Here is a 15,525-nt window from a genome sequence, read left to right on the forward strand (position 1 = left end):
GAGGCTTCGACGTGACCATTCAGAATGCGGCTAGGCCGATAGACGACGGCGCGCACCTCTCGATAGCGAGCGCATTGTTGTGATGGGTTCGGCTTCAATGCGGTCACAAACGAAGTTTACCGAGTTCTTAACGTCGGCTTTCGTCCACAAGATTTGTGGTGGAAGCTGGCAAGCAAGACGGGATGCAGCCGCTATCGCTGGCGCGTCCTCCCAGGGCCCGGGTTACCGGGCTCATGTGTCGATGTTCGCCCGCCACCTCGCGGGCAAAAGGAGTACGATGCGGACCATTAGGGACCATTCCCTGATTTCCGTGACGACGGCAGCCTTCATGGCCCTCGCGGCCACGATATTGCCCGTGCACGCACAGACCGCGGCAGACGCGGCGCTGAACATGGCCAACATGCTCGACGGGGCAGGCGGTGGCGTGTCCAGCGGCGACCTGCTCGCGGCGCTTGAGAATGCAGCCGATGCCGGCCAGCCTATGGCCATGTGGCAGCTCGGCACCATGTACGAGAACGGCGAGGGCGTTGCCCGCGACCCGGCCAAGGCCTTCGGCTACTTCGCCCAGATCGCCAATCAGCATGCCGACGCAGCGCCCAAGGGCGTCGAGGCCGATATCGTGGCGCGCTCGTTCGTCAAGGTCGGGGACTATTACAAGCAGGGCGTGCCTGATGCCGGCATTCCCGCCGATGCTCAGCGCTCGCACGCGCTGCTGCTGCACGCGGCCACCTATTTCGGCGATGCCGATGCGCAGTATCGCGTTGGCCTGCTCTACATGCAGGAAGAAGAAATGGGCGTGAACCCGCTGCAAAGCGCGCGCTGGTTCTCCCTGGCTGCGCGCAAGGGCCATTGCCCGGCGCAGGCGCAGCTCGGCCAGTTGCTGTTCAATGGCGTCGAGGGCATTGAGGCGCAACCGGTCGAAGGCCTTATGTGGCTGACGATTGCCCATCAGCGCTGCGCCGCGACCGCCGACGCCGCTTGGGTTGATGAGATGCTCAACAACGCCCTTGTCGGCGCAACGCCCCAGGATCAGGCCGAAGCTTCAGCTCTGGCGCAGAGCATCGCGCCGCAGTTCGCCGGGTTCTGATCCTAGAACCTGAACTGACCTTCTACCGGCACGTGATCGCTTGGCTTATCCCAGCCACGCACATCCTTGTGCACGGTCACCCCGTCCAGCCGATCGGCCGCCTGGGGTGACAGCATCAGGTGATCGATGCGAATGCCGGCATTGCGCCGCCACGCGCCCGCCTGAAAATCCCAGAATGTGTAAGCGGCCTCCGAGGTCGTGGCGCGCAAGGCGTCGGTCAGCCCAAGGTTGGTCAGGGTGCGCCAGCGTTCCTGGCTTTCAGGACGAAACAGCGCGTCACCCCACCACGCGTCCGGATCGTGTGCATCGATGGGAGCGGGGATGATATTGAAGTCACCGAGCAGCACGAATGGTTCCTCGAGCGCCAATCGCCCCTCGACGAACGCCTCCAGCCGGCGCATCCAGGCCAGCTTGTAAGGAAACTTCTCGGTGTCGACCGGGTTGCCGTTCGGCAGGTAAATGCCGCAGACGCGGATGGCGCCGCCCTCGACCGAAAACACGCCTTCGATCAGTCTGGCCTGCTCGTCGCTGTCATCTCCGGGCAGCCCGCGCGTGATCTCGTCGAACGGCAGCAGCGAGAGGATGGCGACGCCGTTCCAGCTCTTTTGCCCGTGCGTTTCAACATTGTAGCCGAGCGCCTCGATTTCCAGCCGCGGGAATCCCTCGTCGACTGTCTTGATCTCCTGCAGCACGACGATGTCGGGCTTTTCCTCCTCCAGCCACCGCAGCAGCAGTTCGAGGCGGGCCTTGATGCCGTTGATGTTCCAGGTCGCGATCCGCATGGGCTTTCTCCGAAGTCGGCGAAACCTACGCGCCGAAGGGGCAGGGGGCAACCATCAGAGCCCGGCGTAAACAGCGTTACGCACGTCATCTTTGTACGGGCCATCTGACCCTTCGAGCCCGGTATTGCTCATCGAGACAAGCGAGAGCCCATTCGCCTGGTCAATGAACCAGTTGTGGCCATAGATGCCGCCCCAGCGGTTGGTGCCCCGCGCCGCTGGCGACTGCGCGATGGTGGGATCGTCAAGCCAGGCGCCAAAATAGCTGAACTGCCATCCGGGCCCCTGTGCCTGCGCCAGCTGCGGCGTCTGGTTGCTCAATCCCGTCCGCACCGTCTCCGGCCGCAGGATAGCGCCACCGCCCGTCCGCAAGGCTTCGAGCAGCCGCATATAGTCCGCGCCGGTTCCCGCAGCGCCACCACCGCCGGATTGGAACGCCTTGTCATCAAAAATGCGACCGGGATCGAACGTGGTGATGCCGCCAAATGGGTTGGGCACGCTATGCGGATCGCCCATCAGCACGGGTCCACGCTCGCCATCCGCGTAGGCCGCGGCCAACCGGCCAGCATCCGGTACCCGGAAGCCGGTGTCGTTCATGGCCAGCGGCCCGGTGACGTAGCGGCGCATGGCGTCGTCAAGCGATCCCCCCACCAGCCGGCCCGCGATATGGCCAAGCACATCCGTTGAAGGGCCATAAGACCAGCTGCTTCCCGGCGCGAACAGCAATTGCAGCCCGGCCAGCCGTGCGATGATCGTCTCATCGCCCAGATGCCAGCGATTGATCTTGGCCGCGCGCTCCGCATCGGTGACGATCGGGCCGCTGCCAAGGCCCGACGTGTGGGTCAGCAGATGATGGATCGTGATCGCGGGCGTGCTGCCCTCAGGCAGCTGGGGCCGGAAGTCCGGCAGATAGGCCGTCACCGGGTCATCGAGCCGCAATTCTCCGGCATCTACCAGCGCCAGTATGGTCGCCGCCACGATCGGCTTGGTCAGCGAAGATAACCGGAAGATCGCGTCGATAGCCATCGGTCGTCTGGCCTCGCGATCGGCAAGCCCGTGGGCCTTCTCATACAGCAGTTCGCCATCCTTGCGGACGATCAGCACCGCTCCCACGATACGGTTACCCTCGATAGCCGACCTGACCACCGCATCGAGCTTCCGTTCCATATCCATGACGATTCCTCCCGTTGGCGGAGGAGCTTAGCCCGGCTTTATGCCGCTGTCAGGTTTAGGGTGTCGTCCGGGATTAGACGGCGAAGCTCGTGCCGCAGCCGCAGGACGCCACGGCGTTCGGGTTGCGAATCTGGAACGCCTGGCCGATCAGGTCGTCGACGAAGTCTATCTCTGACCCACCCATGAATTCGAGGCTCATGGAATCGATCAGCACCACCGCATCGCCCTTCTGCAAAACGATATCGTCGCTAGCCGGCTTTTCCTGTACGAGATTGTATTCATACTGAAATCCGGAGCAACCACCGCCCGCTACCGAAATACGCAGGACCGTCCCATCGGGCTCCTTGGACAGGATACGCGACACGCGTTTGGCCGCACGGTCGGTTAGCACAACTTCGGTGGGGGCGAGCGCGGTATCGGTCATCTGCAATCCAAGCCGTTTCGTAATGTCATAACGGTCAGGCTAAAATAGTAACTCTCGCCCGAAATGAAAAGGGTCTTGTCATCACCGATGAGCGATACCGCCCTCTATGCCAGCAAGCCTGAGCTGTCGCTCGGTCGTCTCCACGGCACCGGCCCCAGCCCGACGCGCAACCAGTTCCAGCGCGATCGCGACCGCATCATCCACTCTACCGCCTTCCGTCGGCTACAACACAAGACCCAGGTCTTCCTGCAGCACGACGGCAACCACTTTCGCAATCGCCTGACCCACACCCTCGAAGTCAGCCAGATGGCCCGCTCCATGGCCCGTGCCCTGCGGCTGGATGAAGACCTCGCCGAAGCCGTCGCCCTCTCGCACGATCTTGGCCACACCCCGTTCGGCCACGCCGGCGAGCGCGCCCTGCATCGCTGCATGGAACCCTTCGGCGGCTTCGATCACAACATCCAGGCCATGCGCGTCGTGACTCGCCTTGAAAACCGCTATGCCGAGCATGACGGCCTCAACCTGACCTGGGAAACCCTCGAGGGCATCCTCAAGCACAACGGCCCCCTGACCAACGCCGACGGCACGCCCTACGGTCGCTATGTGCATGAGGGCCTGCCATCCGGCCTCGACGACGTTCCTGCCGTCGCCGATCTGCGCCTCTCCAGCCACGCCTCGCTTGAGGCCCAGACGGCCGCGATCGCCGACGACGTCGCGTACAACGCCCACGATATCGACGACGCCCTGCGCGCCGGCCTCATCGTCCTCAGCGATCTGGCCGATGTCCCCCTGGCCGGTCCCATCGTACGCGAGGTGCTGCAGCTCTACCCCGAGGTCACGCCCAAACGGCAGGCGCACGAGGTCCAGCGCCGCCTGATTACCCGCACCATCGAGGACGTCATCGCCACGACCGGGGCCAATATCACCGCCTCGGGAGTCACTTCGGCCGAAGATGTCCGCAATGCCGGCCGAACCCTGGTCGCCTTTTCGCAGGCCACGGCCGATGGTGAGCGTGGCCTTAAGGCCTTCCTCTTCGAGCGCGTCTATCGCCACGAGGCCGTCATGGTGCCGGTGCGCCAGAGCGAACAGGTAGTCACCGAGCTCTTCGCGCGCTTCCTCGTTACCCGCGATCTGCCCGGCCGATGGGGTATTGCAGCCGCCGCAGCCGTGGACGACCAGCACCTGGCCCGCATTATTGCTGACTTCATCGCCGGCATGACCGACCCCTATGCCCTCGACCAGTATGCCCGCCTGTTTGACGCTCGCCCGGAATTCCTTTAGTCGGGCCCAATTCACGACCCCGAGTACATCATGGACGTTTTTGCCCTTTTTTCCGCGCGCGTCGCCAATGCGATGCAGGTTCTGTTCCCCGAAGCCGGCGCCGATCTTATCGCCCGCATCGTGGTCGAGCCGCCGCGAGATGCCGCTCATGGTGACCTCTCGACCAATGCCGCCATGGTCGTGGCCAAGCCGCTCGGCAAAAACCCGCGCGAGGTTGCGGCTGCCCTCGTCGAGCATTTCAAACACGACACTGATGTCGTCAGCGTCGAGATAGCCGGCCCCGGCTTCATCAACTTCCGCCTCGCCACGCCGATCTGGCATCAGGTGCTGCGCTCCATCGCCGCGCAGGGCGCCGATTACGGCCGCTCAACCCTCGGCGGTGGCGAAGCCGTCAACATCGAGTATGTCTCGGCCAATCCGACTGGCCCCATGCATGTGGGCCACACCCGCGGCGCCGTCTTCGGCGACACGCTGGCCTCGCTCATGGCCTATTCCGGTTACGACGTGACGCGCGAATACTACATCAACGACGCCGGCAGCCAGATCGACACCCTCGCGCGCTCCACCTTCCTGCGCTACCGCGAGGCCCTCGGCGAAACCATCGAGATACCATCGGGCTTCTATCCTGGCGATTACCTGATCCCGGTCGGGCAGGCGCTGAAGGCCGAGTTCGGCGATAGCCTGCTGTCCAAGCCGGAGGCCGAAGTAACCGCGCTGGTAAAAGAGCGCGTGCTTGCCGCCATGCTTGATCTGATCAAGACCGACCTGGCCCAGCTCGGCATCCATCATGACGTGTTCTTCTCGGAGCGCCAGTTGCACGGGCAGGGGGGCGATATCGAGCTAACGCTTGCCTGGCTGCGCCAGGAGGGCATGGTCTATGAAGGCCGGTTGGAGCCGCCAAAGGGTAAGGCCCCGGAAGAATGGGAAGACCGCGAGCAGACCCTGTTCCGCGCCACCGATTACGGTGACGACATCGATCGCCCGCTGATCAAGTCCAACGGCTCTTATACTTACTTTGCCGCGGATATTGCTTATCACCGCAACAAGTTCTTGCGCGGCTTCAAGCACATGATCAACGTGCTGGGCGCCGACCACTCGGGCTACGTCAAGCGTTTGCAGGCAGCCACCAAGGCGGTCTCGCTCAATGCCGCCGATATGGATGTGCGGATTTGCCAGCTCGTGCGGCTGCTCAAGAACGGCGAGCCGTTCAAGATGAGCAAGCGCTCCGGCGACCTGGTCACCCTGGCCGACGTGGTCGAGGAAGTCGGCGCTGACGCCACCCGCTTCATGCTCATGTACCGGCGCAATGACGCGGCGATGGATTTCGACTTTGCCCTGGTCAAGGAGCAGACCAAGGACAACCCGGTCTTCTACGTCCAGTATGCCCATGCTCGGGCCCATTCGATCTTCAAGACCGCCGCTCGCGACCTGCCGGCCCTGGATTTCTCGCCTGCCGCGCTTGCGGCAGCTGACATCGAACGCATCGTGACGCCAGCCGAACTTGACCTAGTACGCGTTCTCGCCGCTTGGCCGCGGACCGTTACGGCAGCCGCTGTGGCCCACGAACCGCACCGCATTGCCTTCTACGTGCACGAGCTCGCTGCGGCCTTCCATAGCTTCTGGGCCAAGGGTGGGGTTGATCCGTCGTTACGGTTTGTTAATGCTGACGATCCAAAGCTGACATTGGCTCGACTCGCCCTGGTCGATGCCGTCCGTCAGGTCATCGTCAATGGCCTCGGAATTCTGGGCGTCTCCGCCCCGGAGGAGCTTTCATAATTCGGGCGTAATACTGTGTTGACTCGCGGCAAATTGCCCAATTGGGCGCCGTGCAGAGAGGGCGCTGCTTCATGACAGCGAAACCGCAGCCAATGGCCGGACAATCCGACGCCGCAGACGATCTGATCGCCGAGCTGGCAAAATTGATGGCGCAGGACGCGCAAGGTGAACGCCCGGCACAGCCGGCCGTTCCTGCTTTTTCTGTCCGCATCCCTGGTGGTGAGCCCGACAAGGCCGCCGTTCCGAACGTCAACGTCGATACGTCTCGTGCGTCGGCTCCTCCGGCGGCCGCCAAGCCTGAGCCCACCGCCATCGCGCTCGAGCTCAAGCAGAACACGCCTGAGCCAACTGAGCCCGAGCCCTTCAATTTTGACTTCGGTCTGTCCGAGCCCAAGCGCGAAGTCGAACGGCCGGCTGCACCTATCGTCTCGTCGACCCCCGCGCCGTCTGCTCCTGCCTCGCCAGAGCCGGCCGCCAAGGCCGATCACGACAGCATAGCCGATCTGATTGCTGCCGAGCTCTCGTCCGAGCCCACATCAAGCTCTGATATGCCGCCGGCGGATGAACCTGTCGTGACGCCAGAGCCGCGCCCGGCGCCGGTCCACACCGCCGGCTGGACGCCGACCAGTGTCGCGACCAATCTTGGCGGCGGTGAACGTCAGCCGCGTCCGGCGTTGCGCACGATCAGCCTCCAGCCCACCCAGCGCTCCGATCAGGACCGCTTCAAGGTTCCGCCCGTATTCGGTCTCGGCACGACGCCAGGCCCGACGCCCGCGAGCGAGCCAGTGGCGCAGCCGAATTCCGCGCCCGTTTCTCCAGCGATCGCCCAGCCAACTCAGACGGCTCGACCGCAAGCGACCCCGGTGTTCCCCCAGGCCGCGTCCAATCCAGTTATCGCGCCTGCTGCCCCCGAGGCTCCGGCGAGCGACGCGCTTGGCCTTGATCCGATTGACGAGATCGAGAGCCTCATCGGTCGTGCCATGAGGGTCGAGTTCGATAGGCCCGCTGACGCCGAAAAGCCCGTTGCTGCCGAAAGGCCGGCGCCAAGCCCGGCGCTTCGCAGCCTGGCCACACCCATTGCGCCCGCCACGCCAGTTGCGCCGGCCCAGTCGTCACCGCACGCTCTGTCCGCTGCCGACGAAGCCATCTTCGCGGCGGCGCAGGCCTCCGGCGCTCAGGTGGGCTGGGTAGAAGCCCCCGAGGTCTCCGAGCCCGAGCCATTCCCCCAGAAGCGCCCGCAGCGCGCACCGCGTACTCTCGGTATGACCCGGGCGCTGGCTGGTCCGCTCGTTGCGGTCGTTCTGTTGCTGGCGGCCGGTTTTGGCCTCTATTGGGTTCTTGGCCTTGGTCGCGACAGCGGCCCGGCGCCGCTGCTCACCGCCGATGCTACGCCGGTCAAGGAAACTCCAGCCGCACAGCCCGAAGCCGCCGCGGCCCAGCAGTCCGTTGTTTTCAACGAGATGGACGGCGTTGTACCCGGTGCCGAAGAGCAGCTCGTCTCGCGGGATCAAGCTGACGTCAACGAAGTGACTCAGGTCGCCACGCCCGACCTTAGCGAAGAGGGCCTGGCAAATCGCAAGGTCCGCACGGTCACCGTCCGTCCCGATGGCACCATCGTGAGTGGCGATGAGAGCGTTGCCGGCAACGCGATCCTGCCGGTTGATCGCCCGGTCGTGCCCGCCGTTCCGGGTGCCGAGACGGCCAGCCCCGAACTCGTTGCCGCTGTTGAGCCGACGCCCGTGCCGGCCCCCGTTGCGTCGGTGACCCCAGAGCCGGCCGTCACGCCCGTGCAACCGGGCTCGACGGTCCCGGCATTCGATACGTCCGGTAATCCGATCGCTGGCAAGACCGCCGTCGTGCCGCGTCTGCGCCCGACGACCTTCGCCCAGCAGGCGATTGCTCCCGCCGCAGCCTCGCCCGTCAATGCTTTGGTCGAGCCCAGCCCCGCCGCTGCCGCGCCTGTTTCCGCCGAGTTGCAGCAGCCGGCAGCGCAGCCCGCTGCGGTTCCCGCCGGCGCGACTGAAGTTGATGCATTGCCCAACAACGCGCCGGCCTATGTCCAGCTCGCTTCCCAGCGTAGCGAGGCGGAGGCGCGGGCGACTGCCAGCGCCATGGTGTCGCGCTTTGGCCCCCTGTTTGGCGGCGCCAACATGGAAGTGCAGCGCGTCGACCTCGGCGCTAAGGGCATCTACTACCGCGTTCGCGTGCCGGCCGGCTCGATGCAGGAAGCCAATACCATGTGCACCAACGTCAAGGCCGCTGGCGGCGACTGCTTCACCATGTAACGCAGCACCGGTTCGTAAAGGACCGGTGCACATCGACTTTGCGCTGCCGCGCCAAGCTTGACGCTGCCCGAACGAGCGGCCAAGGATGGGGCGAAATCTCCGCAGCGCGGCGCTGAACCCATGACGACTGCCCAGACCGACTGGTTTGATACGCCGGCCCCACCGGCGGCCGACGACGTCATGCTTGTCGATGTCGACGGCTATGAGGGGCCGCTCGACCTGCTCCTCGATCTGGCACGCCGCCAGAAGGTCGATCTCGCCGCCATATCCATCCTGGCGCTCGCCGAGCAGTACCTGAGGTTCATCGAGACGGTGCGCGAGAAGCGTATCGAGGTTGCCGCCGATTACCTGGTGATGGCGGCCTGGCTGGCTTATCTCAAGAGCCGCCTGATGGTGCCGCAGGCGCCATCCGATGATGAACCGTCAGGCGAAATGCTCGCCGCCATGCTGCAATTCCGCCTGAAGCGGCTCGAAGCCATGCGTCGGGCCGCTGGGCAGCTCATGAACCGGCCCCGGCTTGGTTTTCAGATTTACGACCGTGGCATGCCCGAGCCGATCGAAATTGCCCGCAAGAGTATCTGGGAGGCCACCCTCTACGATCTGCTCAAGGCCTATTCTGCCCAGCGCGAACGCGGCAACCACACCGACTATAGCCCGGCCCAGCGCACGGTTTGGTCGCTGCAGGACGCGCGAGATATCCTCCAGCGCCTGATCGGTGATAGTTTCGACTGGATACCGATGGACACCTATCTGTCCGAGTATCTGGCGACCCCTGCTGAGCGTGCCACCGTTCGCGCCTCCACCTTCGCGTCGAGCCTTGAACTCGTTCGTCAGGGCAAGATCGACATCCGCCAGACCGAGACCTTTGGTCCCTTGCTGGTGCGCCGCCACAAGGCAGACCGCCAGTGAGCGGGTTTGACGATGACAGCAGCGAAGTGACAGAGCGCAACATCCGCGTGCTCGAAGCGCTGCTCTTCGCGTCCAGGGAGCCTCTGGATGAGAGGAGCCTGTCGCCGTATCTGGGGGAGGGCGCCGACATTGGTCGACTGCTCCTGACCCTCCAGGCCCGCTACGCTGGCCATGGCGTCAACCTGGTTCGCCGCGCCGACAAATGGGCCTTCCGCACCGCCGAAGACCTCGGTTTCCTGCTGCGCCGCGAGGAGCAGGAAACTCGCCCGCTTTCCCGCGCGGCCCTCGAAACCCTCTCGATCATCGCCTACCACCAGCCCGCCACCCGCGCCGAAATCGAGGAAGTCCGGGGCGTTGCCACCGGCAAAGGCACCATCGATCTGCTGATGGAAGCCGGCTGGGTCCGCATGCGCGGCCGTCGCCGCACCCCGGGCCGTCCGGTCACCTACGCAACGACGGAAGCCTTCCTCGATCACTTCGGGCTTGAGGCGCTGGGCGATCTGCCAGGCCTTGAGGAACTCAAGGGCGCCGGTCTGCTCTCCGGCCGCCTGCAGCCCAACATGCAGATACCGCTGCCTTTCGACGGCGCGCTCCGCGATGACGAGGACCCGCTGGACCCCGACGATATCAGCGGCATGGACGAAGACACCTGATGACCGAAGACCTTTGGGGAGCGCGCGGCACGACGGGCGTCAGCTTCGCCGCAACGCTTGAGTTCGAGGAGGTCGATGTCCGCCTTGGGGGCAGGGTGGTGCTCGACCGCTTCAGCCTCGCCCTGCGGCCCGGCGAGATCGTTTGCCTCCTGGGCGAGTCCGGCTCCGGCAAATCCACCGCCTTGCGCGTTGCCGCCGGCATCCAGCCGGTTCATGGCGGCACCGTTCGCATCAATGGCGAAGTGGTGTCTCTGCCGATTCGGACGGTCCCGCCAGATCGCCGTGGGATCGGTCTGATGTTTCAGGATTTTGCCCTGTTTCCGCATCTGACCGTGCTGCAGAACGTCCTGTTTGGCCTCAAGCCGCTCGGCCGCGCCGCCGCCATGGGCCAGGCCCAGGCGGCCCTGCGCCGCGTCGGTCTGGCCGGACGCGAGGCGGACTATCCGCACATGTTGTCCGGCGGCCAGCAACAGCGCCTCGCGCTCGCACGCAGCGTAGCCCCGCGTCCCGGCGTGTTGCTGCTGGACGAACCGTTCTCAAGCCTCGATGCCCGCCTGCGCGAAACCGTGCGCGAGGAGACGCTGGCCGTGCTGCGAGAGACCAACGTGACCAGCCTCATTGTCACGCACGATCCCGAGGAAGCCATGGTCCTCGGCGATCGTGTCGCCCTGCTGCGCCACGGCCGCATCGCCCAGATCGGCACGGCCGCTGAAATCTACCGCCAGCCCGTCGATCTCAGTGCTGCCCGCTTCTTCTCGCCACTAAGCGAGATCAGCTCCACCGTGACATCCGGCCATGCCTCCACCCCGTTAGGCCAGGTGGCGACACCCGGTCTGGCGAACGGGACGAAGGTGGTCATTGCCATCCGGCCGGCCGGTGGCGCCAATGTCAGTGCTAGCGGGCCCGGGACGGCAGGACGCGTCATCAGCAAGCGGGACGCCATCGGCATCGACATATGCGAGGTGAAGATCGACGGCGTGGAGACACCCATCGGCATTCGTCAGCCATCAAACGCGGCGATTGCGGTGGGTCACGATGTGTTCGTGACCCTCAACCCGGAACACGTTCTTGTGTTTGGGTGCGATTGAACCTATTTCTGACCTACATTTCGCGTGTAACGCGTTCTGCAATCCTAGGGAGACTAAAATGCACGCGCCAGGAATTTGGGGCATTCTCGTTGTCGCCGTCGTTGTCATCCTGCTGTTCGGCCGCGGCAAGATTTCGGGCATGATGGGCGAAGTCGCCTCTGGTATCAAAGCCTTCCAGCGGGGCATGAAGGACGACGAAAAGCCGGTTGAGCGCGTCGCGACCACTTCCGATGTCGACGCTCGCGAACCCGAGAAGAAAGACGTCTGACGACGCCTTTCCCGGCCGCGCCGTTGCTTTGAAGGAATAGGTACTATGCTCGGCTTGGGCTGGACAGAAATGCTGGTGATCGGCGTGGTTGCGCTGATCGTCATAGGCCCGAAGGACTTGCCGGTGGTGATGAACCGCATTGGCAAGATTGCCGGCCAGATCAGGCGCATGGGCAGCGAGTTCCAGCGCGAGATCAACAAGACCACCGGCCTCGATGAAGTTCGGAACCTCCGCAACTCGATCACCGCGCCGCTGAAGAAGACCAGCGACGAAATTCGGCGCGAGTTCAACACGATGACGCCGAGCGGCGCCAAGCCCAGCGGCATCATCAAGCCGGCTGATCCCAAGGCCGAAAGCGTGGTCGACGAGATCAAGGCCGCCGCTGGGATGGCGCCCGCAAAGACCGCCGATCAGGTCGCAGCTGAGGCCGGCTTCAAGCCCGCGGGGCCAGCGCCAACCGCCTCCAAGGCAACTGCGCCTGCCGCCGCCACGAAGGCCGTCAAGGCTCCGGTAAAGGCCAAGGCCGCCCCGACCCGCCCGGTTATCACCACTGATTTGCCCGCGATCGAAGCCGTGCCCGCGCCGGCGGAAACCCAGCCCATCGCCAAGACTGCGAGGAAACCCCGCACACCCAAGGTCGTGGCCGCCAAACCTGTGCCGGCGCTGCCCACCGAGCCTGCTGACTCGCCGGCCACCAAGACGCCGCGCGCCCGCAAGCCACGCCAGAAGACCACCGCGAACGCCGAAAGCAAGTAAGACATGGCCGACGCAAAGCAAATCGAAGACAAGAGCAAAGAGACCGTCGATGAACTCGCCGGCAGCGAAGCGCCATTGCTCGAGCATCTGGTCGAGCTGCGCAAGCGGCTGATCTACTCGGCCGTGGCCATCGTGGTGCTTATGGCGATCTGCTTCATCTTCGCGCGCAATATCTATGACGCGCTGTTGGTGCCTTATCTCAATGCCGTGCCCGGCGCGGAGCTGATCTACACGGCGCCGCAGGAACTGTTCTTCACCTACCTGAACGTTGCGCTGTTCGGCGCCATCTTCCTCGGCTTCCCCGTCATCGCCAGCCAGATCTACATGTTCGTGGCACCCGGCCTCTACAAGCACGAGCGCAAGGCGTTCATTCCTTATCTGATTGCCACGCCAATCTTCTTTGTTGCCGGCGCGGCGCTGGTCTACTTCGTCGTCCTGCCCATGGCGCTGCACTTCTTCGCGGGAATGCAGACAGAAGACATCAAGATGCTTACCAGCGTCAGCGAGTATCTTGGCCTCGCCATGCTGCTGATCCTGGCCTTCGGCATCTGCTTCCAGCTCCCCGTCATCCTGACATTGCTGGCGCAGATTGACCTGGTGCATGTCGATATTCTCAAGAAGGGTCGCCGCTACGCGATTGTCGGCATCCTGATCTTTGCCGCTTTCATCACGCCGCCTGATCCGATCTCCCAGATCGGTCTTGCCGTGCCCATGTACCTGCTCTACGAACTCTCGATCATTTCCGTCCGGATGGTCGAGCGTCGCCGCGCCGCAGCCCTGGCTGCTCAGGAAGCGGGACTCTCCAGCTCATCGTCCGAATAGGCCGGTTTCTCGATTCATCGAGGGCCGGCCATGCCGCCCTCATGGTTCGACAGGCTCACCATGAGCGGAGTGACCAGCCTGTGCCAACCAGAGAGGCGGGCAGCGACCCGTAGCACCGATGTTCGATATCAAGTGGATCAGAGCCAACGCAGAAGCCTTCGATGCCGCCGTTTCGCGGCGCAAGGGGGTCTCCATCCGCTCCTCTGATCTCCTGGCTATCGACGATCGCCGTCGCGACATCATCGTTCGGCTGAACGAGGCGCAGGAGAAGCGCAACGCGCTCTCTAAGCAGATCGGCCAGGCCAAGGCCCAGAAGGACGAGGCCAAGGCCCAGGAATTGATGGCCGAGGTCGCTCGTCTCAAGGAATCCATCCCCCAGGGCGAAGCCGACGAGCGGGCCATCGAACTCGAGCTGCGCAATGCGCTCTCGGTCATCCCCAACCTGGTCTTCGAGGATGTGCCCGACGGCACCGACGAAACCGGCAATGTCGAGTATTTCGGCCGCAACGGCACTGCCGAAATCGCCGCCAAGGTCCGCGCGCCAAAACCCGTTCTCAGCTTTGCTCCCAAGGAGCACTACGAGATCGGTGAAGGCATGGGCCAGATGGATTTCGAAGTCGCCGCCAAACTCTCCGGCAGCCGCTTCGTCGTGCTCAAGGGGCAGGTCGCCCGCCTCGAACGTGCTCTGGGCCAGTTTATGCTGGACCTGCACACCAACGAGCACGGCTATACCGAGGTCCAGCCGCCGCTGCTGGTGAAGGACGACGCTCTGTTCGGCACCAACCAACTGCCGAAATTCGAGGAAGACCTGTTCTTCACGCCGCATGGTGAAGGCCGTCTGGCGCTGATCCCCACGGCAGAAGTGCCGCTCACCAACTTCGTCCGCGAATCCATTGTGGCCGAGGAAGAACTGCCGATGCGCCTCACCGCGCTCACGCCGTGCTTCCGCTCCGAAGCCGGCTCGGCCGGCCGCGACACGCGCGGCATGTTGCGCCAGCACCAGTTCAACAAGGTGGAGATGGTCTCCATCACCACGCCCGAAACCTCGGTTGACGAGCATGAGCGTATGCTGGCCTGCGCCGAAACCGTGCTGCAGCGACTCGGCCTCCACTATCGGGTCATGAACCTGTGCACTGGCGACATCGGCTTCGGCGCCAAGAAGACCTACGATCTCGAAGTTTGGCTCCCCGGCCAGGACACCTATCGCGAGATCTCTTCCGTCTCGGTCTGCGGCGATTTTCAGGCCCGCCGCATGGACGCGCGCTACCGTCCCGCTGGCGAAAAGCAGGCGCCGCGCTTCGTTCACACGCTCAACGGCTCCGGCACAGCAGTGGGCCGCTGCCTCATCGCGGTGATGGAAAACTATCAGCAGGAAGACGGTTCCGTCCTCGTGCCGGAAGCGCTCCAGCCTTACATGGGCGGCATCAAGTCGATCGGCGGCCGCTGATGGCGTTGCGCATCCTCATCACCAATGACGATGGTGTGGATGCGCCCGGCATCGCCATCATGGCCGAGATTGCGCACGCGCTGAGCGACGACGTCTGGATCGTCGCGCCCGATGGCAATCAATCCGGTGCAGGGCACCGTTTCACCCTGGGCCACGAACTCTCCATCGAGCAGCGCACCGCCCGCACGTTTGCGATCGTCGGCGGCTCGCCCGCCGACTGTGTGGTGGCGGGCATGACGCATCTGCTGGGTGATCGCCCGGCCGATGTCGTTCTCTCCGGCGTCAATGCCGGCCAGAATCTGGGTGACATCATCAATTGCTCGGGCACGGCCGCCGGCGCCCGGGAAGGGGCCCTGCAGGGCGCCATCGGCATCGCCATGAGCCAGGCGGTCAACTACGAGAATGGCCGCGAGGTCGACTGGGCTAATGCCCGTCATCACGGTCTGGCGGCAGCGCGCACCATCATTGCCGCAGCTGACGGACGCGAGCACTATTACAACGTCAATTTCCCGTTCTGCGACCCGGCCCAGACCAAGGGCATTTCGGTCGTGCCGCACCAGCGCTTCTCACGCTCGCCATTCCGCCACTATCCGAGCGACAATGCCGGCAAGTTCTTCGTCGCCATCCCCGAAACCCCGCTGCCACTGGACCGCGCCGCCGACTTCGAAGTCCTACGCCGCGATGGCTATGTGACGGTGACGCCGATGCTGTTGCAGCAGTCGGACATGACGACGATCCGGCGACTCGAAGGCAAGCTCTCGCTCGACTAGCCCCGGG

Annotated in this window: 15 protein-coding genes; 12 read left to right on the forward strand and 3 right to left on the reverse strand. The window is 64.3% G+C overall.

All coding sequences use genetic code 11. From position 1 onward, the window contains the following. Positions 1–277: 277 nt before the first annotated feature. Complete coding sequence (locus MF606_RS08425) at positions 278–1,087, forward strand: tetratricopeptide repeat protein (protein WP_240233352.1); 810 nt, start codon at positions 278–280, stop codon at positions 1,085–1,087. Positions 1,088–1,089: 2 nt separating this feature from the next. Here the strand turns inward: MF606_RS08425 and xth are convergent, their stop codons facing one another. From xth to MF606_RS08440, 3 genes are all read right to left on the reverse strand, one after another. After that, a complete protein-coding gene (gene xth / locus MF606_RS08430; protein ID WP_240233353.1) occupies positions 1,090–1,869 on the reverse strand; it encodes an exodeoxyribonuclease III in 780 nt (259 codons plus the stop codon). Positions 1,870–1,923: 54 nt separating this feature from the next. Beyond that, complete coding sequence (locus tag MF606_RS08435; protein WP_240233354.1) at positions 1,924–3,039, reverse strand: serine hydrolase domain-containing protein; 1,116 nt, start codon at positions 3,037–3,039, stop codon at positions 1,924–1,926. Positions 3,040–3,112: 73 nt separating this feature from the next. Further along, on the reverse strand, positions 3,113–3,463 hold the full coding sequence (locus MF606_RS08440) for a HesB/IscA family protein (RefSeq protein WP_240233355.1): 351 nt from the start codon (positions 3,461–3,463) through the stop codon (positions 3,113–3,115). Positions 3,464–3,550: 87 nt separating this feature from the next. On the opposite strand from MF606_RS08440, the gene MF606_RS08445 reads away from it, so the two are divergent. The 11 genes from MF606_RS08445 (at position 3,551) to surE (ending at position 15,518) form a co-directional block, all read left to right on the forward strand. Then, entirely contained in the window at positions 3,551–4,744 is a 1,194-nt protein-coding gene (locus tag MF606_RS08445) for a deoxyguanosinetriphosphate triphosphohydrolase (RefSeq protein ID WP_240233356.1), read from the forward strand. A gap of 30 nt (positions 4,745–4,774) precedes the next feature. Next, positions 4,775–6,520: an arginine--tRNA ligase gene (argS, locus tag MF606_RS08450; RefSeq protein ID WP_240233357.1), complete on the forward strand. Its 1,746-nt coding sequence runs from the start codon at positions 4,775–4,777 to the stop codon at positions 6,518–6,520. Between the two features lie 71 nt (positions 6,521–6,591). After that, complete coding sequence (locus tag MF606_RS08455; protein WP_240233358.1) at positions 6,592–8,805, forward strand: SPOR domain-containing protein; 2,214 nt, start codon at positions 6,592–6,594, stop codon at positions 8,803–8,805. Between the two features lie 120 nt (positions 8,806–8,925). Further along, positions 8,926–9,714, forward strand: coding sequence for a segregation and condensation protein A (locus MF606_RS08460; RefSeq protein WP_240233359.1), 789 nt, complete (start codon positions 8,926–8,928; stop codon positions 9,712–9,714). Then, on the forward strand, positions 9,711–10,367 hold the full coding sequence (gene scpB, locus MF606_RS08465; RefSeq protein WP_240233360.1) for an SMC-Scp complex subunit ScpB: 657 nt from the start codon (positions 9,711–9,713) through the stop codon (positions 10,365–10,367). Before MF606_RS08460 ends, scpB begins: the two co-directional genes overlap by 4 nt. Continuing rightward, positions 10,367–11,455, forward strand: a complete 1,089-nt coding sequence (locus MF606_RS08470) for an ABC transporter ATP-binding protein (RefSeq protein ID WP_240233361.1) — start codon at positions 10,367–10,369, stop codon at positions 11,453–11,455. Before scpB ends, MF606_RS08470 begins: the two co-directional genes overlap by 1 nt. A gap of 58 nt (positions 11,456–11,513) precedes the next feature. Then, positions 11,514–11,723 (forward strand): twin-arginine translocase TatA/TatE family subunit, encoded by a 210-nt coding sequence (gene tatA, locus MF606_RS08475; protein WP_240233362.1) that lies wholly within the window; start codon positions 11,514–11,516, stop codon positions 11,721–11,723. 45 nt (positions 11,724–11,768) lie between these two features. Next, entirely contained in the window at positions 11,769–12,479 is a 711-nt protein-coding gene (gene tatB / locus MF606_RS08480; RefSeq protein WP_240233363.1) for a Sec-independent protein translocase protein TatB, read from the forward strand. Positions 12,480–12,482: 3 nt separating this feature from the next. Beyond that, positions 12,483–13,301, forward strand: a complete 819-nt coding sequence (gene tatC, locus MF606_RS08485; RefSeq protein WP_240233364.1) for a twin-arginine translocase subunit TatC — start codon at positions 12,483–12,485, stop codon at positions 13,299–13,301. Between the two features lie 118 nt (positions 13,302–13,419). After that, positions 13,420–14,748: a serine--tRNA ligase gene (gene serS / locus MF606_RS08490; protein ID WP_240233365.1), complete on the forward strand. Its 1,329-nt coding sequence runs from the start codon at positions 13,420–13,422 to the stop codon at positions 14,746–14,748. Continuing rightward, positions 14,748–15,518, forward strand: coding sequence for a 5'/3'-nucleotidase SurE (gene surE / locus MF606_RS08495; protein ID WP_240233366.1), 771 nt, complete (start codon positions 14,748–14,750; stop codon positions 15,516–15,518). The genes serS and surE overlap by 1 nt, the downstream gene beginning before the upstream one ends. Positions 15,519–15,525: the final 7 nt, after the last annotated feature.

Origin of the sequence: Devosia lacusdianchii (assembly GCF_022429625.1) — a bacterium.
Taxonomy (GTDB): Bacteria; Pseudomonadota; Alphaproteobacteria; order Rhizobiales; family Devosiaceae; genus Devosia; species Devosia lacusdianchii.